Here is a 19985-nt window from a genome sequence, read left to right on the forward strand (position 1 = left end):
CCCTCGATACACTTTCGCGTATACACACTTTCCAGGCGTGCTCCTTCAGCCACTCAGACACCTCACCGTTTTGTTGTCGATAACGCTTTGCGCTGTCGACGGGCGCTAATGTAGGAGAATCTGATCTCAGCGTCAACCCTCTTATTTCATTCTCATGACTGTTTAGCCAAACTTGCAGCAATTTGCTGATTTACCGAACGATATTCCAACTCTTGGCCACCGGCGGGCAGGGCGGACTATGTTCAAAACGCGTGAAAGATGATTGTTTGACCTTTTTCTGTACGGGTAGCTCAATATATCGCCAATGAGATTAGTCTATTTGATGTTATATGCATTAATACTGGATTATTAGTCAAATGTGTCGCTAAATGGAATTATGTCGGCGCGGCGTTTTTGGCAAGGAACATCACGGCGCCGCGCAGATTGCCGGGAGACAGGCCGGCGATATCGCAGACAGGGACAGACTCATTACATAATAATGCAGTAGAGGTTCGTTTTGACTCCTTCAGATGCCATGCCGGCGCCGCAAGCGCGCCATGCCATTCCCCCCGGTGCGGGGGCGCTGTTCTTCATCCAGATCTTCGCCACACTGGGCTTCGCCGTGCTTTACTCCACGCTGGTGCTGTACGCCACCAAGCGATTGGGCTTCAACGAAAGCAGCGCCAACGCCATGATGGGCGTGTTCGGCGCCTTCAACTATGGTCTGCACATGTTCGGCGGCTACCTCGGCGGCCGTTTCCTCAGTAACCGCAACCTGTTCGTGCTGGGCATGGTGCTGCAGGTGATCGGCTGCGCGCTGATTGCCGTCGCGGGCGTGTGGGGGCTGTACTGGGGGCTGGCGATGTTCCTGACCGGCAGCGGCCTTAACGTGACCTGCATTAATATGATGCTCACCCAGCGTTTCAAACCGGATGATGACCGGCGCGAATCGGCATTCCTGTGGAACTACGCCGGCATGAACCTCGGGTTCTTCGTTGGCTTTACCGTGGCCGGGTATTTCCAACTGACGGAAAACTATCGCGCGCTGTTCCTGTTCGCCACGCTGGGCAATGCGGCGGCGATCATCGTCGCCGTCTGCCGCTGGCGGATTCTGGCGGATCTCAATACGCCGCTGCACGATGCCAGCCTCAGTCAATACCGTTGGCGCATGCTGGTCGGGCTGGCGGTGCTGGTGGCGCTGGTGCCGATTATCCGCGTGATGCTGACCCACGCCGAGTTCAGCGGCCATTTCGTGATCGTGCTCGGCGCGCTGATCTTCCTGATGCTGTGCGTGGTCACGCTGCGCCACCATCCGCGCGATGAGCGCCGCAGAATGGCGGCCTATCTGATCCTGGCGCTGGGGTCGCTGGTGTTCTGGGCGCTGTATCAGCTGGCGCCGATGGGGCTGATGCTGTTCTCCGAGCACAACATCAACCTGAACGTTTACGGCATTCAGGTGGCGCCGCAGTGGATCCAGAATATCAACACGCTGGTGATCGTGGTGGGCGGCCCGCTGCTGGCCTGGTGGTTCAACCGCCTGCGCGCCCGCGGTTGCAACATCGACATTCCGCTGCAGTTCTCCGGATCGCTGTTCTGCATCGGGCTCGGCATGCTGGTGCTGCCGCTGGGCATCAGCATGGCCGGCGGCGACGGGCTGGTGGCGTTTAAATGGATCGTCATCAGCTATGTGCTGCAAAGCGTCGGTGAATTGATGATCTCGCCGATCGGTTACGCGATGATCGGCAAGCTGGCGCCGCCGCGCTATCAGGGCGTGATGATGGGCTGCTGGATGATGGTGACCGGCGTCGCCTCGGTGCTGGCGGGCTACGTCTCCGGCCTGATGCCGGAAAACAGCGGCAGCACGCCGCTGCAAACCAATCCAGGCTACAGCGAAATCTTCAGCGCACTGGGCTGGGGGGCGACGGGCGTCGGCGTGGCGATGCTGATTTTAATTCCGCTGTTGCGGCGCCTTATCCGGCGCGACGGCGCGTCTGCCGCCTGATTTGGCGAGAATACACAACAGCCCCACTGGTCGGGGCTGTTTTTATTTTGGGCTTTAACGCTTGCATCCGGCGATGAATCGCGGAAGGCTGAAGGAAAACCAATAAAAACAAACCGGAGCCCGCAGTATGAACATCATCTATTACCACCCCTTGTTTAACGCCCAGGAATGGCTGACCGGCATCAAGCAACGCCTGCCGCAGGCAGAGATCCGCGAATGGCAGCGCGGCGACGAGCGGCCGGCGGATTACGCGCTGGTATGGCGCCCGCCGCACGAGATGCTGGCCAACCGCCGCGATCTGAAAGCGGTATTCGCCCTCGGCGCCGGCGTCGACGCCATTCTCGATCAGGAGCGCAAACACCCCGGCACACTGCCCGCCGGCGTGCCGCTGCTGCGGCTGGAGGATACCGGCATGGCGCAGCAGATGCAGGAATATGCGCTGAGCTATGTGCTGCGCTATTTCCGCCGTTTCGACGAGTATCAGGCGTTGCAGCAGCGGCAGGAATGGCAACCGCTCGAACCCCACTCGCTGGATGATTTCACTATCGGCATCCTCGGCGCCGGCGTGCTGGGGCAGAGCGTGGCGCGCAAGCTGACCGAGTTTGGCTTCAGCGTACGCTGCTGGAGCCGCAGCGCCAAACAGATCGACGGCGTGCAAAGCTTCGCCGGAGAGGCGCAGCGCGGCGCCTTTCTCGACGGCGTCAAACTGCTGATCAACCTGCTGCCCAATACGCCGGAGACCGTCGGCATTCTCAACCGCGAGCTGTTCGCGCAACTGCGGCCGGGCGCTTACCTCATCAACATCGCGCGCGGCGCGCATCTGGTGGAGGCCGATCTGCTGGCGGCGCTGGAGCAGGGGCAGCTGGCCGCCGCCACGCTGGATGTGTTCACCCGCGAGCCGCTGCCGCAGGATCACCCGTTCTGGCGTCATCCGCGTGTCACCATTACCCCGCATATTGCTGCCATCACGTTGCCGCAGCAGGCGATGGATCAGATCGCCGCCAACATCCGCGCGCTGGAGGCGGGGCATGCCCCGGCCGGCGTGGTCGACAGGCAGCGGGGTTACTGAGCCTTCAGCCGCCGTTCGGTAACTGATAAGCTGTTATCGTCATCGCGCCTGCCCGTACCTTTGCGGGCGGGCCCTCTGGAAGGAGAAACAATGTACCCCGTTGATTTGCATATGCACACCGTCGCCAGCACTCACGCTTACAGCACGCTGCACGATTACATCGCCGAAGCCCAGCAGAAGGGCATCAAGCTGTTCGCCATCACCGATCACGGCCCGGACATGGCCGATGCGCCGCACTACTGGCACTTTATGAACATGCACGTGTGGCCGCGCCGGGTGAACGGCGTGGGCATCTTGCGCGGCATCGAAGCCAACATCAAAAACCTGCAGGGCGACATCGACTGCACCGGCCCGATGCTGACGGCCACCGACGTGATCATCGCCGGTTTCCACGAGCCGGTGTTTGCGCCGCAGGATAAAGCGTCCAATACTGAAGCGATGATCGCCGCGATGGCGCAGGGGGACGTGCATATCATCAGCCACCCCGGCAACCCGCGTTACCCGATCGACATTCCCGCCGTCGCGGCGGCGGCGGCCAAATACGAGGTGGCGCTGGAGCTGAATAACTCGTCGTTCACCCACTCCCGCAAGGGCAGCGAGGCCAACTGCCGGGCGATCGCCGCCGCGGTGCGCGACGCCGGCGGCTGGCTGGCGCTGGGTTCGGATTCGCACGTCGCTTTTTCACTGGGTAATTTCGAGCACTGCGAGCGCATCATCGAAGAGGTGGGCTTCCCGCAGGAGCGCATTCTCAACGTCAGCCCGCGCCGGTTGCTGGATTTTCTCGAGCGGCGCGGCAAGCCGGCGATTGCGGAATTGGCCGATTTGTGACATCGTCCCGGCAAAATTTTCCGTATTGTATAAGGCATTATCATGAATGAGTTTTCCATTGTCTGCCGCGTGCTGGGTACGCTGTTCTACCGCCAGCCGCAGGATCCGCTGCTGGTGCCGCTGTTCGCGTTGATCAAAGAGGGCAAGCTGCAGCAGCACTGGCCGCTGGAGCAGGATGACCTGCTGAAGCGCCTGCAGCAGGGCTGCGACGTCAACCAACTGGCGACCGACTTTAACGCGATGTTCGTCGGCAGCGAATGCAGCGTGTCGCCGTTCCGCTCCGACTACGTCGAAGGAGCCAGCGAAGCGGAAGTGCGCACCTTCCTGCAGCAGCGCGGCATGCCGCTGGCGGAGGCGCCGGCCGACCATTTCGGCCAGCTGCTGCTGGCCGCTTCCTGGCTGGAGGATCAGTCGCAGGAAGATGAAGCGCAGGCGCAGATCGCGCTGTTCGACGAGTTTCTGCTGCCGTGGTGCGGCCGCTTCCTCGGCAAAGTGGAAGCGCACGCCACCACCGGTTTCTACCGCACGCTGGCGCTGATGACCCGCGACGCCATCCAGGCGATGCGCGACGAGCTGGCGGAGTACGAGCAGGACGACGAAGCGGGCGACGAAGACGCGTAACGCCGCAGCCATCCAGGCGGGCCGCCCGGCCCGCCGATCCGCTAAACACAGGTTTGCATCCCCCAGACGTAAATTGACAAAAGATCCCCTAATCTGGCGGTTTACCGTCGGTTCGGCCGCGCCTGCGCGCCGCGCTTTTTCACGCAAGGGGTAGATGATGAAAAGTAACTGGATGCAGCAGATTCAAACGTTGATCGGGCAGAAGGCCGGCGCGATGGGCGGGGCGGAAGGCATCGGCAAGCTGCTGGCGCCCACGGCGCTGGGCGGTTTGGTCGGCGTGCTGTTGGCCAACAAATCCTCGCGCAAGCTGGTGGGTAAGTTCGGCAAGAATGCGCTGATTATCGGCGGCAGCGCGGCGGTGGGCGCGGTGCTGTGGAACAAGTATAAGCAGCGGGTGAAAGAGAGCCATCAGGACGAACCGCAGTTCGGTTTGCAAACCACGCCGGTAGATCTGCGCGCCAAGCGTTTGGTGCAGGCGTTGGTGTTCGCCGCCAAGAGCGACGGCCATATCGATGCCGACGAGCAGCGAGCCATCGATCACAGCCTGTCGCAGCTGCAGGTGGGGGAAGAGGCGCAGGGCTGGGTGCAGGAAGCGCTCGATCAGCCGCTCAACCCGGAATTGATCGCCCGCAGCGTGCAAAATGAAGACGAGGCGCTGGAGGTTTACTACCTGAGCTGTCTGGTGATCGACGTCGATCACTTTATGGAGCGCGGCTACCTCGATGCGCTGGCGCAGGCGCTGAAGATCCCAGCGGACGTCAAGCAGGGCATCGAGAGCGACGTCAACGAGAAAAAGCGCGAGCTGGCGTAGCGCCGCTTGGCAAGCCGGGGGGAATCGTGTCACTCTTGCCGCAATCTATGTAAGCGGATGATTTAGTAATGATGACCCCACCGAAAGCGGAAAAACGCCCTTATCCCATCACCATCCACGGCGACACGCGCGTGGATGACTACTACTGGCTGCGCGACGACGAGCGCGCAGACCGCCAGGTGCTGGACTACCTGCAGGCGGAGAACGCCTACACCGATGCGATGCTGAAACCGCAGCAGGCGCTGCGCGAAACCCTGTACGAAGAGATGGTGGCGCGCATTCCGCAGCAGGAACATTCGGTGCCTTACGTGCGCCACGGCTATCGCTATCAGACGCGCTACGAGCCGGGCAACGAATACGCGATTTATGTGCGCCAGCCGCAGGCCGAGAGCGAGCAGTGGGATGTGCTTATCGACGGCAACCAGCGCGCCGAGAACCACGAGTTTTACACCCTGGGCGGGCTGGACGTCAGCCCAGACAATCAGCGGCTGGGGGTGGCGGAGGATTTCCTGTCGCGCCGTCAGTATGACATTCGCTTCAAGAACCTGGCCGACGGCAGTTGGGCGGAGGAAGTGTTGGAAAACACCTCCGGCAGCTTCGAGTGGGCTAACGACTCCTCGACGGTGTACTACGTGCGCAAGCACGCCAAGACGCTGTTGCCGTATCAGGTCTATCGCCACGTGGTGGGCAGCGATCCGCAGCAGGATGAGCTGATTTACGAAGAGCTGGACGATACCTTTTACGTCGGGCTGGAGAAGACCACCTCCGAGCGTTTTATCCTGATCCACCTGAGCAGCACCACCACCTCGGAGATCCTGCTGCTGGACGCCGATCGTGCGGACGCCAAGCCGCAGCTGTTCGTGCCGCGCCGCAAGGATCACGAATACGCCATCGATCACTATCACCAGCATTTCTACATCCGCTCCAACAAGGACGGCAAGAACTTCGGCCTGTACCAGAGCGAGCAGGCAGACGAAGCGCAGTGGCAGACGCTGATCGCCCCGCGCGCCGACGTAATGCTGGAGGGCTTCAGCCTGTTCCGCGATTGGTTGGTGGTGGAAGAGCGCAATGCCGGCCTGACGCTGCTGCGCCAGATCCACTGGCAGACGGGCGAAGAGAAGCGCATCGCCTTCGACGATCCGACCTACACCACCTGGCTGGCGTATAACCCGGATCCGGAAACCGCGCTGTTGCGCTACGGCTATTCGTCGATGACCACCCCGACCACGCTGTACGAGCTGAACATGGACAGCGGTGAGCGGACGATGCTCAAACAGCAGGAGGTGAAGAACTTCACGCCGGAAAACTACCGCAGCGAGCGGGTGTGGGTGAAGGCGCGCGACGGCGTCGAGGTGCCGGTCTCGCTGGTGTATCGCCAGGACAGCTTCCAGCGCGGCGCCAACCCGCTGATGGTGTACGGCTACGGCTCTTACGGCAGCAGCATGGATCCGGCGTTCAGCGCCAGCCGCCTGAGCCTGCTGGATCGCGGTGTCGTGTTCGCGCTGGCGCATATTCGCGGCGGCGGCGAGCTGGGGCAGCTGTGGTATGAAGACGGCAAACTGTTCAACAAGCAGAACACCTTCAACGACTTTATCGACGTGACCGAAACGCTGATCGCCCAGGGGTACGGCGACGGCAAGCGGGTGTTCGCCATGGGCGGCAGCGCCGGCGGTCTGCTGATGGGCGCGGTGATCAACCAGGCGCCGCAGCTGTTCCACGGCGTGGTGGCGCAGGTGCCGTTCGTCGACGTGGTAACCACCATGCTGGACGAGTCGATCCCGCTGACCACCGGCGAATACGACGAGTGGGGTAACCCGAACGAGCAGGCCTATTACGACTACATCAAACAGTACAGCCCGTACGATCAGGTGAAGGCGCAGGCATACCCGCATCTGCTGGTGACCACCGGCCTGCACGATTCGCAGGTGCAGTATTGGGAGCCGGCCAAGTGGGTGGCCAAGCTGCGCGAGCTGAAAACCGACGATCGGCAGCTGCTGCTGTATACCGACATGGATGCCGGCCACGGCGGCAAATCCGGCCGCTTCAAGGCCTATGAGGATATTGCGCTGGAGTACGCCTTCATTCTGGCGCTGGCGGAGTAACGGCGAACAGCGGGCGGCCTGCGCCGCCCGCTGTGCTAGCCAATCAGATAGTATTTCAGCGTGTGTTTCATGTCCGGGCTCAGATCGTCGATGGATTTCAGCATCCAGCGCAGATAGCCGGGATCTTCCTGGGCGATGCGATCGATTTCCTGCCCGCGATACTTGCCGAATTTGAACTTCTTCAGCAGCACCGGCTGTTCGGTGATCTGCACCATTTGCTCCGGCGTCCAGCCCGAATCCTTGATGATGCGTTGCAGCAGCGCGGCGGTGACGTAGCAGTCGTACAGCGCGCGGTGCGGGTACAGCGTGGCGTCTGCCGGCAGCTGCACGTCCAGGTTCAGCGCGTAGCGCAGATACTGGTTGCCGTACTTGATGTCCGGATACAGCGTGCGCGCCAGCTTGAGGGTGCAGATCCAGGCGCCGTTCATCTCCGGCAACACCCCGCGATCAAAGGCGGCGTTGTGCGCCACATAGTAGGGGCTGCCCTGATAGCGGCCGATCGCCACCGCGATGCGCGGTTTGCCTTCCACCATCTGTTCGGTGATGTGATGAATCGCCATCGCGTCGAGGCTGATGGGGCGATCCGGGCTGACCAGGTCGCTCATCGGATTGGTTAACTGGCCGTCGAGCAGATCGAGGGAGGCCACTTCCACCACGCCGCCGTCCAGCCCGCAGGTCTCGGTATCTATTACGCGTAACGTCATGCTTTCCTCCGCGTTGCCGTCAGGCTTCAGCTTAACCGGCACAGGCGGCCGTGCCAACCGTCGAAAGTCTTGCCGGCGATGGTAAGACCAGGAGCGTCATCCGGCGCGGCAACCAAAAGCGCTCCCGTTTCATCCCAGATGGCGCTGCGGCCTGCCGGGATCCAGCCGCCGGTCGGCGCCGCATGGTTGGCCATCAGCGTGAGCATGCCGTAACGCCGGGCATAGCCTGCCAGCGCGGCGCTGTCTTTCGCGTAACCGGCTTCAGATACCAGCACGCCGGCAGCATAAATCTGCGCGCCCGCTAGCGCGGCGGCGCTTGCGTGGCCGGGCTCCGAAGTATCGGCACAGATAGCCAGCGCGATGCGTTGCCGATGTATTTCCAGCAGCGAGCCGCCATCGCCGGGCAAGAACCGTTGCCGTTCCGCGCCGTGCAGATGCTGCTTGGTATAGGGCGTCAATGCGCCATTGGGGTGAAAGATCAAGGCGGCGATATGCAGCGCCTGGCCGCTGCGTAAGGGCGCGCCGACGATGATCGTCATCTGATGCGATTGCGCCGCCGCAGCGAGCGGTTGCAGACGCGGATCGCCCAGCGTCAGCGCCAGTTCGGCAGCATCAGCCAGTTCATAGCCGCTGAGCGACAGTTCGGGAAACACCAGCAGCTGCACCTGCTGTTGGGCTGCCTGCGCGACAAATTCAAGGTGGCGTTCAAGGTTACAGGCGATATCGGCCGCAGCGGCGGGGTATTGGGCGGCGGCGAGGGTGAAGCAGGACATCGGCCATCTCTCCTGTGAGGCAATAAAAAACCCGCCTTGGCGGGTTTAATGACGGATGGAAGGACGCTTACTCACCAGACGGATGCGCTTTTTTGGCGCGTTTCTCCGCACGTTTCTCTGCTGGGGTTTTCAACGGCTTCTTCTTCGCATTTTTTTTGCTATCCATTCCCTTACTCATGATGGCCTCTCGTTACCTATGATTGGGTGGCTTGCTCAGCCATTAACCGCCTAAAGCCGGCAGGATGCAAGCGACAAAGTGCGAATTGCACTTAACCGGCTGTTTACACGTGAAATTTTGTTTTTGGATGACCGGGTGATAAAAATAATTATTATGTTATAATATTACACTTTCAATATTCGGAGAACGCAATGACTGTGATGGCATTACCGGATGCGCAGCAACTGCTGGCCATGCCGGATTCTGATTATATGAACTCGGTTCAACGGGCGTTTTTCCGTCAGCTGCTGCAGGATGAGCGGCAAAAGCTGCTGCTGCACATCGATGAGCTGAAAAAAGAGATCGATGGCGGCGAAGCGACGGGCGATGAGGCCGACAAGGCGGCGCGCGAAGAGGATCTGCGCCTGCTGTTCCGCCAGCTGGATCGCGAAAGCCGCCTGCTGCCGAAAATCGATGCGGCGCTGGCGCGCTTGCAGAACGGCGAATACGGCTACTGCCGGGAAACCGGCGAACCCATCGGGCTGGCGCGCCTGCTGCTGCGCCCGACGGCGGAACTGAGCATCGAGGCGAAAACCGCGCAGGAGATGCGTGAGCCGCATATGCGTAAAGGCGGGTAAGGTCTCAGCCGCCGAGCGTATCCACCAACAGATCGAGAAAGCGCCTGACGCGAGGTTCCAGCAGGCGCTTATTCGGATAGAGCGCCACAATCCTGACTTCTTCACCCGCCACGGCGCGCAACACCTGCTGCAGACGGCCGGCGGCCAGGTCCTCCGCAATCATAAACTCCGGCAGATACGCGATGCCCAACCCGGACAGAGCGGCGTCGCGTAACGCTTCCCCACTGTCCAGCCGCAGGCGGCCGCGCGCCGGGGCCTTGACCCATTCGCCGCGCTCGTCGCGCAGCCGCCAGGGCTGTTTTTGGTTGCGGCTGCTGAACAGCAGAGCCTCATGCCCGGCGAGCGACTCGACGGTTTGCGGTTCGCCACGGGCGGCGAGGTAGGCGGGGGAGGCGCACAGCAGGGCGCGATACCTGGCGAGGGTTCTGGACACCAGCCGGGTATCCGGCGCCGTGACGCCGATCCGCACCGCTAAATCAAATCCTTCTTCCACGATATCCGCCAGGCGATCGGAAAAACTGATCTCCACCTGCACCTCAGGCCAGGCGACGAGAAATTTCGGCACCAGCGGCAACAGGATCCGTCTGCCGAAGGCGGCGGGAGCGGTCAACCGCAGCACCCCGCGTGCGGTGCCTTTGTCGCCGGCCACGCTGGCCTCGGCGTCGTCGACCGAAGCGAGGATCTGCAGGCCACGTCGATAAAACTCTCGCCCCTCGTCGGTCAGGCCAAGCGAACGCGTGGTGCGATGCAACAGCCGCACGCTCAGCCGCTGCTCCAGACGCGCGATGGCTTTGCCCGCCGCCGAGCGCGACAGCCCCATCGTCTGTCCGCCGGCGACAAAACTGCCGGCGTCGACGACGGCCATGAAAACCTGAATGTCATTGAGATTCGCCCGCAACATGCCGCCCCCCGAGATTCGATGATAAGATAATTAATTTAACATATTCAATGAATTAACTGCATATCCAATGTCGTTTCAGTGACGACGTCCATTCGCCAATCAAACGATTATAGTCGCCATGGAAACGATAAACGGTTGGAGAAGCAGCATGAAAAACGGCATCACGCACTACCATCACGGGGTCATTTGGGAAGAGGAGAATGGCGTGTCCCAAGGCGTTCGCGTCAAAGACACCCTCTACATTTCGGGGCAGTTTTCCCATGATATGCAGGGTGAGTTTATCGGCGCGGGCGATATCGAACGGCAAACCCAACAGACGTTGGACAACCTGGATCGGGTATTGGCGGGATTCGGCGCCGAACGTTCGAACCTGGCGTATGTGGAGATCTATCTGACTGACGTACAGGCGCATTTTGAACCCTGCGTTGCGTTGTTCAAACGCTATGTCGGCGCTCACCGGCCCGCCGGTTCGCTGATCGGCGTCACCGGGCTGGCTTCGCCCGAGCAGTTGGTGGAGATCAGCGCGATTGCGCACCTGAACTGATCGGGCCTGTGGGCGTTTTGCAAGCAGGTCGTTGTGATTTTGAGCAAACGCGCGCCGAGTTCCCGGCGCGCGTTCGAGTTTTCGGGTTTTACCGTTGACCTGCCGGGCGGCTTCCGCTTTGATGAAAGCATGACTCACAGAGAGACGGAAAGCGCCATGGAACAATTACGAGGTTTGTACCCGCCGTTAGCGGCATACGACAGCGGTTGGCTGGACACTGGGGATGGCCACCGGATCTACTGGGAGCTGAGCGGTAACCCGAACGGTAAGCCGGCGGTTTTCATTCACGGCGGGCCGGGCGGCGGCATCTCCCCGCATCATCGTCAGCTGTTCGATCCCGAACGCTACAAGGTGCTGCTGTTCGATCAGCGCGGCTGTGGCCGCTCCCGTCCGCATGCCAGCCTGGACAACAACACCACCTGGCATTTGGTGGCCGATATCGAGCGGCTGCGCGAAATGGCCGGCGTCGAACAATGGTTGGTGTTCGGTGGTTCCTGGGGATCGACGCTGGCGCTTGCCTATGCGCAGACCCACCCGGCGCGCGTCAGTGAAATGGTGCTGCGCGGCATCTTCACCCTGCGCAAGCAGGAGCTGCATTGGTATTACCAGGACGGCGCTTCGCGCTTCTTCCCGGAAAAATGGGAGCGCGTGCTGTCCATCCTCTCGGATGACGAGCGTAAAGACGTGATCGCCGCCTACCGGCAGCGGCTGACCTCGGCCGATCCGCAGGTGCAGCTTGAAGCGGCCAAACTTTGGAGCGTGTGGGAAGGGGAGACGGTCACGCTGCTGCCGAGCCGCGAATCCGCTTCGTTCGGCGAGGATGATTTTGCGCTGGCGTTCGCCCGCATTGAAAACCACTACTTCACCCATCTGGGCTTCCTGGAGAGCGACGACCAACTGCTGCGCAACGTGCCGCTGATCCGCCATATTCCGGCGGTGATCGTCCACGGCCGCTATGACATGGCCTGCCAGGTGCAGAATGCCTGGGACCTGGCCAAGGCCTGGCCGGAGGCGGAGCTGCATATCGTGGAAGGGGCGGGGCATTCGTATGATGAGCCGGGCATTTTGCACCAGCTGATGATCGCCACCGACCGGTTTGCCGGCAAGTGACGCAAAAAACCCGCCGTAACGGCGGGTTTTTCTATTTAGCCTTCGGCTCGTACGGCAGGCGCGAAAACTTGTGGGATTCCGCGCGGTAGTGCGCCACGCGCTCGCGAAAATAGTCGCGCAGCGCTTCCGGTTGCTCGCGCTCCACCACTTCCGGGATCACCGGCATGTTGTAGCGCTCTTTGTACGCCACGCCTGAGGCGGCGAGATCCACATTCACCCTGTCCATTTCCTCTTTGGACAGCTCGGCCAGATTGTAACCCACGCTATGCTCCTTACTTACTTTGCCGCATTGAATCTGCGCAGAAGGTAATCCACCCGGCGGCGCTTGGCAAGCCCATTACGCCGTTGCCGGGAGCGATATTTATCCGAGAGTAATGCAATCTATTTATTCTTTTAAATAAGAATGATTCGCTTTTTGATTAAAATAAAAGATGAAAATAATTATCATGTGAATTCTCAACGTGGGGTTGATATTTTAATTTATTGATATTTATGATTTTTATAATTAATATTTGCTTGGTGTGAATAATGTGTTTTTATTTTTACGGCAGCAAGGCATAATGCGCGGAAATTAAATTCATGACCTGCAAAATAAAAGGAATCATTATGCTGACGCAAGAAATGACTCAAAAGCTGAATGAGCAACTGAATCTGGAGTTCTACTCCGCCAACCTGTATCTGCAGATGAGCGCATGGTGCAGCGATAAAGGCTTTGAAGGCGCCGCCGCATTTCTTAAAGAGCATTCTCAGGAAGAGATGCAGCATATGCAACGTTTGTTCGACTATCTGAGCGACACCGGCTCTCTGCCGCTGCTGGGCACCATCGCCGCGCCGCCGGTGGCGTTTGAGTCGCTGGCGGACGTGTTCCAGCAGACCTACGAACACGAACAGCTGATCACTCGTCAGATCAACGAACTGGCGCACGCCGCCATGACTGCACACGATTACTCCACCTTCAACTTCCTGCAGTGGTACGTGGCGGAGCAGCATGAAGAAGAGAAACTGTTCAAATCCGTGCTGGACAAGCTGGCGCTGGTGGGCACCAGCGGCAAGGGCCTGTTCTTCATCGACAAAGATCTGAAGAAAATGGGTGCGATGGGCCAGGGCGGCAACGACCAGGCCTGATCTGCATCAGAACATCGAAAAACCGCGCGCGGGCGAGCCTGATGCGCGGTTTTTTTTACCCTGCGTTTATCGCGGTTATGCGGCGATACGTGCTGCCGGATCGCAAAATGCCAGTGATGCGCTCGACTTGCCGCGGCGTGGTCGTTATGATTTACCGCGATACGCTACAGGGATGGTAGAGTCAAAACAGCGGGTTAGCCGATACAACCCGTTTTTCTGTTTACCCGTGGCGCAATCATTGCGGTGGGTTGGGGCCGCTGATACATCGCCTTGGCTGTGGCCTTAACCCTTATGACCCTCTTTATTTTGTTAAGGGATACCACTGTGATCGGTAAAATTCGTTCCTCCTGTCGCCTGCTTTCCACCGTTTTCGTTCTGTTCGTTGGCCTGTCTTCGCAGCAAGCGCTGGCGCACGCCCACCTGAAAGTGGAAACGCCGAAGGCCGACGCCAGCGTCAGCCCGGCGCCGAAGGCGCTGACCCTCAGCTTCTCCGAAGGCATCGAACCAAACTTCAGCGGCGTGAAAATCACAGGCCCGGACAACGCCGTGGTGAAAACCGGCAAGCTGCAGCTCGATCCGAACAACAACACTCAGGTCAACGTGCCGATTGAAGGCGAGCTGAGCGCGGGCAAATACAACGTCAGCTGGCATGTGGTGTCGGTCGACGGGCATAAAACCAAAGGTCAGTACAGCTTCACCGTAAACTGACTGTGAGTCTGGCGACCCTGTTCGTTCTGTGTCGCTTGGTGCACTTTGCGGCGGTGATGCTGATGTTCGGCATCAGTCTGTTCACCGCCTTATTGTCACCGCAGCGCCTCTCCCCGATCCTCTCCCGCGATGTGCGTCCGCTGCTGCTTGCCGGCACCTGGGTAGCCGGGCTTTCCGCCGTGGCGCTGCTGGCCATCCAGGCCGGGCAGATGGGCGACGGTTGGGAAGACGCCTGGCGGCTGGAGGTCTGGTGGGCGGTACTCGGCACCACCTTCGGCGAAGTGTGGCGTTGGCATCTGGGTCTGTCGCTGCTGGCGATCCTGAGCCTGCTGCTGCCGGAACGGCCGCGTGCGCAGGCGTTGGCGCTGTGTTCGGCGCTGCTGCTGGTGAGCCTGGCGTTCATCGGCCATGCGGCGATGCACGAAGGCGCGCTGGGCGTGTTGCACCGCGCCAACCATGCGGTGCACCTGCTGGTCGCCGGTTACTGGTTCGGCAGCCTGGCGCCGCTGCTGGTTTGCCTGCGTTACCTGTCGCCGCCGCAGTGGCGCAGCGACGCCATCACCACGCTGATCCGTTTCTCGCGCTGGGGGCACCTGGCGGTGGCGGCGGTGATCGTCACCGGCATCGTCAACAGCCTGATCATTCTCGGCGGTTGGCCGCTCAACCTCGGCTCGCCTTATCAGCGCCTGCTGCTGATCAAAACCGCGCTGGTGGCGCTGATGGTGATGGTGGCGCTGGCCAATCGCTATGCCATCGTGCCGGCGATGAGCCGCGTACCGGCGCTGGCGCAGCGCGGTGTGGTGCTGGCCTGCTGGCTCGAAGTCGGGCTGGGGATGGCGGTGCTGCTGCTGGTCAGTTTATTTGCAACCTATGCGCCGGTATGACATTTCAGCTTGCCGCAACCGGCCAAGCTGCGGGAAAATCGGCGCGAATAGCAACCTTAAGGCCATCACATGAAATCGGTATTACTCGGCATTACGCTGCTGGCAACCGCGACCGGCGCGCTGGCGGCAGACAAACTGGTGAACATCACCAAACTGGAGTACGGCAAACAGTGGGCGTTCACCAAGGAAGAGGTGACGCTGCAGTGCCGCAGCGGCGGCGCGCTGTTCGTGCTGAATAACAGCACCCTGATGCAATACCCGCTCAACGACGCGGCGGAGCAACAGGTGAAGAAGGGCCATCAGCGTGCGCAGCCGCTGGAGGTGATCCTGCTGGACGACCCTGCCGAACCGGGGAAAAAAATGAGCATGGCGCCGTTCATCGAGCGCGCCGAGAAGCTGTGCGCTGACTAACCGCTTGTTTGCCAACGTCTTGTCCAAGGTGCGCGGATTGATGCGCATTTGCCGCATAGTTATTTCGTCACGAAACTATCACGCGGCCGCCGGGCGGCTGGCAAAACTGGCGCGGTAGGCTACTCTTAAAGTGCACGGCTGAACAAGCCCTGCATTAAATGCCAACTTTTAGCGCACGGCTCTCTCCCAAGAGCCATTTCCCTAGACCGAATATAGGAATCGTATTCGGTCTTTTTTTGTGTGATTGATTTATAAGGAAATTCCACTTAAGACGCCAATAAATTTCTGGTTTCTCTTTCCAGTCGTAACACCTCAGCCCGATCTCCGGCTCCACACACCCACCGCACCTATCGCTAATTTAGCCGCACCAAAAGTCATTACGTCATTTATGGCGCTGATAAGCTCCGTTCATTGTTCCCATTATCGGTTTAACGAGAGTGGCATTATGCAGAATATCAAGGCATTAGGCGTTGTAAAAGGAAACCTGCGTTGAACGATCGGCTGAATCAGTTGAAGAGGGCGCTACCCGGCTATCTCAATGCGTGGCGTGAGGGGGCCTTACCCTCTGACTGGGGGCAGGTGGCTAATCCTGAAGTGGTTGCCGCCCTGTTGGCGGAGTGGGAGGCGCTAAGCGAGTTGGCGTCTCAGTTCGAAACCGCCACTGAAGCCCCCTCCGAACCGGCCGCCTTTTGGCAGGCGCGCGCCGAGCTGATGGCGCAGCGCAATCGTGAGCTTATGGCCCAACTGGCGACGCCAGTCCGTTTGCCCGGCGCACGGGTGGCCTTTTTTGGCTATGTGAAAACGGCCGTGATGGACGCCAGGCAGGTTAAGGCGGCGATTCGCGATGCCGGTTTTATCGTTGCGGGCGGCGCCCCCAACGAGAACACGGCTTAACGCGGTTTCTTCTCAAATTTCTCGGCAAAAAAGAACCGCAGCAATTTATGGGTCCACAGCAGGATGGCGCCAACCACCACCAGCGAGACGACGAAATGCGACAGATTTTTAGGCGCGGCGTAGCCGTGGGTAAAGGAGACCCCCGCGCCGCTGAGCAGCAGGGTGGCGATCCAGAAGCCGAGCAGCAGGCATAAGGTACGAAACAGTTTAAACATGGTTATCACCAAAAATACGGAAAGCGCCGACCGAACGGAGAGGCTCAGCCGGAGCTTTGATTAATTAAAACCGCTTAGCGCGAACAGGTATTGCCGCCTTTACTGCTATTGTTATTGCAGCTGCTGCCGCTGTTTTTGTTGCCGCCTTTCCCCATGCCGACGTTGCCGCCGCCCTTGCTGCCCTCCTTGAAGCAGCCGCCGTTGAGCGCGCCCACCGCCAGGCCGCCAAGGCCGCCCAGAGAGCCGGTGATCACGCCGTTAACGCAATCCGGCGAGGTGTGCTTGCCGTAGAATCCCTGATTGGATGACCCGCCCCCGTTCTTGTTGCCGCCGTTGTTGTTGACGCGGCCATTGCTGCCGCGGTTGTCGGCAAAGTTACCGGCACCGGCGATCAGGTGAAAGTGTTTGGCATCGATCTCTTGCATAAAATTCCCTCTTTATCGATTCAGTTAAATTCAGTAAAGCTTGCGCAAGCCAGCTGTTTTTAACAGAAAAAATAGCGGGGGTAATTACCGGTTCGGATAAGAACAGGGGGTTTATTTTGCGATATTTTCCAGACTGATAGAGCACAGAGGAATGATATTTGGGGCGTGTGGAACCGTAGCGCTATCTGTTCTCTTGGGTCGGTTAATTTGTTAGCATGGCGCCCCTGGATGACTATTGGTGCAGTACATTGAAAATTAAAGCGTTGTTATTTGTTGCGTTGGCCGCGCTGGCCGGCTGCAGCCAGGAGGGAACCTCGATGAATCAGCCCGCAAACGAGAAAGGCGGCCAAACGGAAGTGTTGCTGGTCAACAGCGCGCTGGTGGACTGCGTGGGCGTCGGCCCGATGAAGTGCATGCAGGTGCGCCGCTCCGCGCAGCAGCCGTGGGAGTTGTTCTATACCGGCATCGAGGGCTTCACCTTCGAACCTGGCTATCAGTATCGATTGAAAGTGCGCGTCACCCCGGTTGAGAACGTACCGGCCGATGCCTCATCGCTGCGTTACACGCTGATTGAGCAGCTGGAAAAGAACAAGGCGTAATGATTATCAGGCCGGGCGAAGTGAGCCCGTCCTGCTGTTTTATAGCGTCAACCCCATCTCCGCCGCGACCTGCTCCAGCTGGTAGCGTGATGTGCGCGTGAGTGAAGGCTCCTTATCGACATAGTAGATGTAAGCGATAACGCCAATCGACAGCGCCCAGGCGCGGCCGCGCCGCCAGGTCTCATCGTCCACTTTCACCGCCTGGCGGAAATGTTCGCGGGCTTCCGCTCCCATCAGGTTCCAGGCAACTATCATATCGACCGCAGGATCGCCGATGGCGATACCGCCCCAGTCGATCACCGCCGCCAACTCACCGTTGTCGATCAGCACATTGCCGGGTTGAATGTCCGTATGCAGCCAGCATGCGCCGCTGGTGTTTTCACTCACCTGGCTCACGTTGTCCCATGCTTGCAGTAGGGCGGCAGCGTCGAGGTGAGGGGCGCACTGGGCAATAGATTCGCGAGTGAGGGCATCTCTGGCGCTGACCGGGCCGCCGCGATAAGCGCTGATCGCGTAGCCTGCGGTTGGGATGGCGTGGAGTGCGCGCACGAACTCACCCAATTGCGTCGCCAGCAGCGGGCTGCACTCGCCGCAGGTGGGCGTGCGGCCGGTGATCCAGCGGCCGATGCTCCAAGCGAAAGGATAGTGGACGTTCGGCTTACCCTGGGCCAAGGGCGCGGAAATCGTCACTGGCAGATGAGGTGCCAGCAACGCGGGGTAGCGGTTCTCGCGCGCCAGCGCTTCGGCCGCCGAGGCGGTACGCGGCAGACGAATCAACAGCTCGTCGCCTAGCCGCAGCATCACGTTGTCGGTACCGCCGGTGGTGACGAGTTCGATGGGCAACGCCGCCCAGGCCGGGAATTGTTCGGCGAGCATGGCTCGGACATGGGGGAGGGAAATCTCGGCCTCATCGGCATGTATTTTGGGAATGGCATTCACCCGGTACGGCTCCTTCACTGGCGCGGGGGGGCGGCCCCGACTGGTCTGTTCACTGCGCTTGTTTTCGCACTTTCTTAAGTATATCGAGAAAATCAGGTATATTGTCCTTCGGTTTTTAGCTACCAAGAAAAAATTACTATGATTATCAAACCTAAAATTCGTGGTTTTATCTGCACCACCGCTCACCCGGCAGGCTGTGAAGCCAACGTCCGTGAGCAAATCGCCTACGTTAAGTCACGCGGCGAACTGAAAAACGGGCCTAAAAAGGTGCTGGTCATTGGTGCATCCACCGGTTACGGTCTGGCCTCGCGCATCAATGCCGCTTTCGGCAGCGGTGCGGCCACCATCGGCGTATTTTTCGAGAAGCCTGGCAGCGAAGGCAAAACCGGTTCCGCCGGTTGGTACAACTCCGCCGGTTTCGACAAGGCAGCTAAAGAAGAAGGCCTGTACGCGAAAAGCATCAACGGCGACGCATTTTCCAACGAGTGCCGTCAGACCGTGATCGATCTGATCAAAAAAGACCTGGGTCAGGTTGACCTGGTGGTTTACTCGCTGGCTTCGCCGGTGCGTAAGATGCCGGAAACCGGCGAAGTGGTGCGTTCCGCACTGAAGCCGATCGGCGAGCCATACAAATCCGTCGCGCTGGACACCAACAAAGACGTGCTGGTTGAAGCCGTGGTCGAGCCGGCCAACGAGCAAGAAATCGCCGACACCGTGAAGGTGATGGGCGGCCAGGACTGGCAGCTGTGGATGGACGCGCTGGACGAAGCGGGCGTGCTGGCGGATAACGCGCAGTCGGTCGCTTACTCCTACATCGGTACCGATCTGACCTGGCCAATTTACTGGCACGGTACGCTGGGCAAGGCGAAAGAAGATCTGGATCGCGCAGCGCACGCCATCAACCAGAAGCTGCAGGCCAAAGGCGGCGCGGCTTACGTTGCGGTGCTCAAGTCGGTAGTGACTCAGGCTTCCTCCGCCATTCCGGTGATGCCGTTGTATATCTCTATCGTGTTCAAAATCATGAAGGAGCAGGGCATTCACGAAGGCTGCATCGAGCAGATCCAGCGTCTGTTCGCCACCAAGCTGTACAGCGGTGCGGCGCCGGATACCGACGAGAAACACCGTCTGCGCCTGGATGACTGGGAACTGCGTGACGAAGTGCAGGAAACCTGCCGTAAAATCTGGCAGCAGCTGAACGACAGTAACATCAACGAACTGACGGATTACCAGGGCTACAAGGCGGAATTCCTGCGCCTGTTCGGCTTCGGTCTGCAGGGCGTTGACTACGACGCCGATCTGAGCGGCGAAGCCAATTTCGATGTGATCGAGCTGGTCTAAGCGCGTCGAGCGGTCAAACAAGGTCGGGTTAGCCCGGCCTTTTTTATTGCCTGCGAATTATCGGGTGGCTAAGCGAAAATGTTTATTTCGGGTTAAGAGAGGAACCGGGTGGTTAACATCGGCAGTCGGATGGTGAAATAACGGCGGTTATTAAACTAAAGAAAGTCATTTTTTATTTACCCTTGCCGCCGGCTGCGGGTATTTTATT

Annotated in this window: 23 protein-coding genes; 16 read left to right on the forward strand and 7 right to left on the reverse strand. The window is 59.7% G+C overall.

The features are described from left to right. Nucleotides 1-514 precede the first annotated feature (514 nt). The 6 genes from MMS95_RS10195 to MMS95_RS10220 all read left to right on the forward strand — a co-directional run bounded on the left by MMS95_RS10195 (nucleotide 515) and on the right by MMS95_RS10220 (nucleotide 7412). Nucleotides 515-1981, forward strand: a complete 1467-nt coding sequence (locus MMS95_RS10195) for a peptide MFS transporter (RefSeq protein ID WP_156865700.1) — start codon at nucleotides 515-517, stop codon at nucleotides 1979-1981. 127 nt (nucleotides 1982-2108) lie between these two features. Further along, nucleotides 2109-3050, forward strand: a complete 942-nt coding sequence (gene ghrA, locus MMS95_RS10200; protein WP_156865499.1) for a glyoxylate/hydroxypyruvate reductase GhrA — start codon at nucleotides 2109-2111, stop codon at nucleotides 3048-3050. Between the two features lie 90 nt (nucleotides 3051-3140). Continuing rightward, entirely contained in the window at nucleotides 3141-3878 is a 738-nt protein-coding gene (locus MMS95_RS10205; protein WP_004928821.1) for a phosphatase, read from the forward strand. A 42-nt stretch (nucleotides 3879-3920) separates the two neighbouring features. Beyond that, a complete protein-coding gene (locus MMS95_RS10210) occupies nucleotides 3921-4499 on the forward strand; it encodes a molecular chaperone (RefSeq protein ID WP_015377474.1) in 579 nt (192 codons plus the stop codon). A gap of 157 nt (nucleotides 4500-4656) precedes the next feature. Next, nucleotides 4657-5310, forward strand: a complete 654-nt coding sequence (locus MMS95_RS10215) for a DUF533 domain-containing protein (protein WP_076740540.1) — start codon at nucleotides 4657-4659, stop codon at nucleotides 5308-5310. Nucleotides 5311-5378: 68 nt separating this feature from the next. Further along, on the forward strand, nucleotides 5379-7412 hold the full coding sequence (locus MMS95_RS10220; protein ID WP_118892170.1) for a prolyl oligopeptidase family serine peptidase: 2034 nt from the start codon (nucleotides 5379-5381) through the stop codon (nucleotides 7410-7412). 35 nt (nucleotides 7413-7447) lie between these two features. Here MMS95_RS10220 and exoX read toward each other — a convergent pair whose 3' ends face one another. Next, nucleotides 7448-8116, reverse strand: a complete 669-nt coding sequence (exoX, locus tag MMS95_RS10225) for an exodeoxyribonuclease X (RefSeq protein ID WP_004928833.1) — start codon at nucleotides 8114-8116, stop codon at nucleotides 7448-7450. 26 nt (nucleotides 8117-8142) lie between these two features. After that, complete coding sequence (locus MMS95_RS10230; RefSeq protein WP_242141637.1) at nucleotides 8143-8889, reverse strand: carbon-nitrogen hydrolase family protein; 747 nt, start codon at nucleotides 8887-8889, stop codon at nucleotides 8143-8145. Nucleotides 8890-9258: 369 nt separating this feature from the next. Between MMS95_RS10230 and dksA the strand changes: the two genes are divergently transcribed. Beyond that, the gene (gene dksA, locus MMS95_RS10235) at nucleotides 9259-9684 is read left to right on the forward strand and encodes an RNA polymerase-binding protein DksA (RefSeq protein WP_004928840.1); all 426 of its coding nucleotides are present in this window, start codon (nucleotides 9259-9261) and stop codon (nucleotides 9682-9684) included. A gap of 4 nt (nucleotides 9685-9688) precedes the next feature. On the opposite strand, the gene MMS95_RS10240 is transcribed toward dksA, so the two are convergent. Next, complete coding sequence (locus tag MMS95_RS10240) at nucleotides 9689-10585, reverse strand: LysR family transcriptional regulator (protein ID WP_277951807.1); 897 nt, start codon at nucleotides 10583-10585, stop codon at nucleotides 9689-9691. Between the two features lie 148 nt (nucleotides 10586-10733). On the opposite strand from MMS95_RS10240, the gene MMS95_RS10245 reads away from it, so the two are divergent. Further along, a complete protein-coding gene (locus MMS95_RS10245) occupies nucleotides 10734-11129 on the forward strand; it encodes a RidA family protein (RefSeq protein ID WP_015377479.1) in 396 nt (131 codons plus the stop codon). 156 nt (nucleotides 11130-11285) lie between these two features. Then, nucleotides 11286-12239, forward strand: coding sequence for a prolyl aminopeptidase (pip, locus tag MMS95_RS10250; protein ID WP_242141639.1), 954 nt, complete (start codon nucleotides 11286-11288; stop codon nucleotides 12237-12239). A gap of 31 nt (nucleotides 12240-12270) precedes the next feature. Here the strand turns inward: pip and MMS95_RS10255 are convergent, their stop codons facing one another. After that, nucleotides 12271-12501: a DNA polymerase III subunit theta gene (locus tag MMS95_RS10255; protein ID WP_016928156.1), complete on the reverse strand. Its 231-nt coding sequence runs from the start codon at nucleotides 12499-12501 to the stop codon at nucleotides 12271-12273. 344 nt (nucleotides 12502-12845) lie between these two features. Between MMS95_RS10255 and ftnA the strand changes: the two genes are divergently transcribed. The 5 genes from ftnA (at nucleotide 12846) to MMS95_RS10280 (ending at nucleotide 16261) form a co-directional block, all read left to right on the forward strand. Next, nucleotides 12846-13364, forward strand: a complete 519-nt coding sequence (gene ftnA / locus MMS95_RS10260; protein WP_015377481.1) for a non-heme ferritin — start codon at nucleotides 12846-12848, stop codon at nucleotides 13362-13364. Between the two features lie 291 nt (nucleotides 13365-13655). Further along, nucleotides 13656-14072 (forward strand): CopC domain-containing protein YobA, encoded by a 417-nt coding sequence (yobA, locus tag MMS95_RS10265; RefSeq protein WP_046686875.1) that lies wholly within the window; start codon nucleotides 13656-13658, stop codon nucleotides 14070-14072. 2 nt (nucleotides 14073-14074) lie between these two features. Then, nucleotides 14075-14956, forward strand: coding sequence for a copper homeostasis membrane protein CopD (copD, locus tag MMS95_RS10270; RefSeq protein ID WP_242141640.1), 882 nt, complete (start codon nucleotides 14075-14077; stop codon nucleotides 14954-14956). Between the two features lie 69 nt (nucleotides 14957-15025). Continuing rightward, nucleotides 15026-15367: a YebY family protein gene (locus MMS95_RS10275; RefSeq protein ID WP_004940890.1), complete on the forward strand. Its 342-nt coding sequence runs from the start codon at nucleotides 15026-15028 to the stop codon at nucleotides 15365-15367. Nucleotides 15368-15856: 489 nt separating this feature from the next. Beyond that, nucleotides 15857-16261 carry a hypothetical protein gene (locus MMS95_RS10280; protein ID WP_015377537.1) on the forward strand — a complete coding sequence of 135 codons (405 nt, stop codon included), beginning with the start codon at nucleotides 15857-15859 and terminating at the stop codon, nucleotides 16259-16261. Here MMS95_RS10280 and MMS95_RS10285 read toward each other — a convergent pair. Both MMS95_RS10285 and MMS95_RS10290 read right to left on the reverse strand, forming a co-directional pair. Beyond that, nucleotides 16258-16476 carry a hypothetical protein gene (locus tag MMS95_RS10285; RefSeq protein WP_004940942.1) on the reverse strand — a complete coding sequence of 73 codons (219 nt, stop codon included), beginning with the start codon at nucleotides 16474-16476 and terminating at the stop codon, nucleotides 16258-16260. The genes MMS95_RS10280 and MMS95_RS10285 overlap by 4 nt on opposite strands. A 74-nt stretch (nucleotides 16477-16550) precedes the next feature. Beyond that, nucleotides 16551-16901, reverse strand: coding sequence for a hypothetical protein (locus MMS95_RS10290; RefSeq protein WP_015377538.1), 351 nt, complete (start codon nucleotides 16899-16901; stop codon nucleotides 16551-16553). 248 nt (nucleotides 16902-17149) lie between these two features. Here MMS95_RS10290 and MMS95_RS10295 point away from each other — a divergent pair, with 248 nt between their 5' ends. Beyond that, nucleotides 17150-17500, forward strand: coding sequence for a DUF4377 domain-containing protein (locus tag MMS95_RS10295; protein ID WP_004940949.1), 351 nt, complete (start codon nucleotides 17150-17152; stop codon nucleotides 17498-17500). 39 nt (nucleotides 17501-17539) lie between these two features. On the opposite strand, the gene MMS95_RS10300 is transcribed toward MMS95_RS10295, so the two are convergent. After that, nucleotides 17540-18439, reverse strand: coding sequence for an aminoglycoside phosphotransferase family protein (locus MMS95_RS10300; protein ID WP_080497816.1), 900 nt, complete (start codon nucleotides 18437-18439; stop codon nucleotides 17540-17542). Nucleotides 18440-18577: 138 nt separating this feature from the next. On the opposite strand from MMS95_RS10300, the gene fabV reads away from it, so the two are divergent. Then, complete coding sequence (gene fabV, locus MMS95_RS10305) at nucleotides 18578-19777, forward strand: enoyl-ACP reductase FabV (RefSeq protein ID WP_021504847.1); 1200 nt, start codon at nucleotides 18578-18580, stop codon at nucleotides 19775-19777. Nucleotides 19778-19985 lie beyond the last annotated feature (208 nt).

Source organism: Serratia sp. PGPR-27, assembly GCF_022678525.1.
GTDB classification, from domain to species: domain Bacteria; phylum Pseudomonadota; class Gammaproteobacteria; order Enterobacterales; family Enterobacteriaceae; genus Serratia; species Serratia nematodiphila.

What these genes read in the sequence shown, in the direction of transcription:
- MMS95_RS10275 (WP_004940890.1), top strand. Translation starts at nt 15,026, where the DNA reads ATGAAATCGGTATTACTCGGCATTACGCTGCTGGCAACCGCGACCGGC.
- MMS95_RS10220 (WP_118892170.1), top strand. Translation starts at nt 5,379, where the DNA reads ATGATGACCCCACCGAAAGCGGAAAAACGCCCTTATCCCATCACCATC.
- MMS95_RS10245 (WP_015377479.1), top strand. Translation starts at nt 10,734, where the DNA reads ATGAAAAACGGCATCACGCACTACCATCACGGGGTCATTTGGGAAGAG.
- MMS95_RS10195 (WP_156865700.1), top strand. Translation starts at nt 515, where the DNA reads ATGCCGGCGCCGCAAGCGCGCCATGCCATTCCCCCCGGTGCGGGGGCG.
- MMS95_RS10240 (WP_277951807.1), bottom strand. Translation starts at nt 10,585, where the DNA reads ATGTTGCGGGCGAATCTCAATGACATTCAGGTTTTCATGGCCGTCGTC.
- MMS95_RS10205 (WP_004928821.1), top strand. Translation starts at nt 3,141, where the DNA reads ATGTACCCCGTTGATTTGCATATGCACACCGTCGCCAGCACTCACGCT.
- MMS95_RS10285 (WP_004940942.1), bottom strand. Translation starts at nt 16,476, where the DNA reads ATGTTTAAACTGTTTCGTACCTTATGCCTGCTGCTCGGCTTCTGGATC.
- fabV (WP_021504847.1), top strand. Translation starts at nt 18,578, where the DNA reads ATGATTATCAAACCTAAAATTCGTGGTTTTATCTGCACCACCGCTCAC.
- yobA (WP_046686875.1), top strand. Translation starts at nt 13,656, where the DNA reads ATGACCCTCTTTATTTTGTTAAGGGATACCACTGTGATCGGTAAAATT.
- MMS95_RS10215 (WP_076740540.1), top strand. Translation starts at nt 4,657, where the DNA reads ATGAAAAGTAACTGGATGCAGCAGATTCAAACGTTGATCGGGCAGAAG.
- MMS95_RS10230 (WP_242141637.1), bottom strand. Translation starts at nt 8,889, where the DNA reads ATGTCCTGCTTCACCCTCGCCGCCGCCCAATACCCCGCCGCTGCGGCC.
- ghrA (WP_156865499.1), top strand. Translation starts at nt 2,109, where the DNA reads ATGAACATCATCTATTACCACCCCTTGTTTAACGCCCAGGAATGGCTG.
- ftnA (WP_015377481.1), top strand. Translation starts at nt 12,846, where the DNA reads ATGCTGACGCAAGAAATGACTCAAAAGCTGAATGAGCAACTGAATCTG.
- MMS95_RS10210 (WP_015377474.1), top strand. Translation starts at nt 3,921, where the DNA reads ATGAATGAGTTTTCCATTGTCTGCCGCGTGCTGGGTACGCTGTTCTAC.
- pip (WP_242141639.1), top strand. Translation starts at nt 11,286, where the DNA reads ATGGAACAATTACGAGGTTTGTACCCGCCGTTAGCGGCATACGACAGC.
- dksA (WP_004928840.1), top strand. Translation starts at nt 9,259, where the DNA reads ATGACTGTGATGGCATTACCGGATGCGCAGCAACTGCTGGCCATGCCG.
- MMS95_RS10290 (WP_015377538.1), bottom strand. Translation starts at nt 16,901, where the DNA reads ATGCAAGAGATCGATGCCAAACACTTTCACCTGATCGCCGGTGCCGGT.
- exoX (WP_004928833.1), bottom strand. Translation starts at nt 8,116, where the DNA reads ATGACGTTACGCGTAATAGATACCGAGACCTGCGGGCTGGACGGCGGC.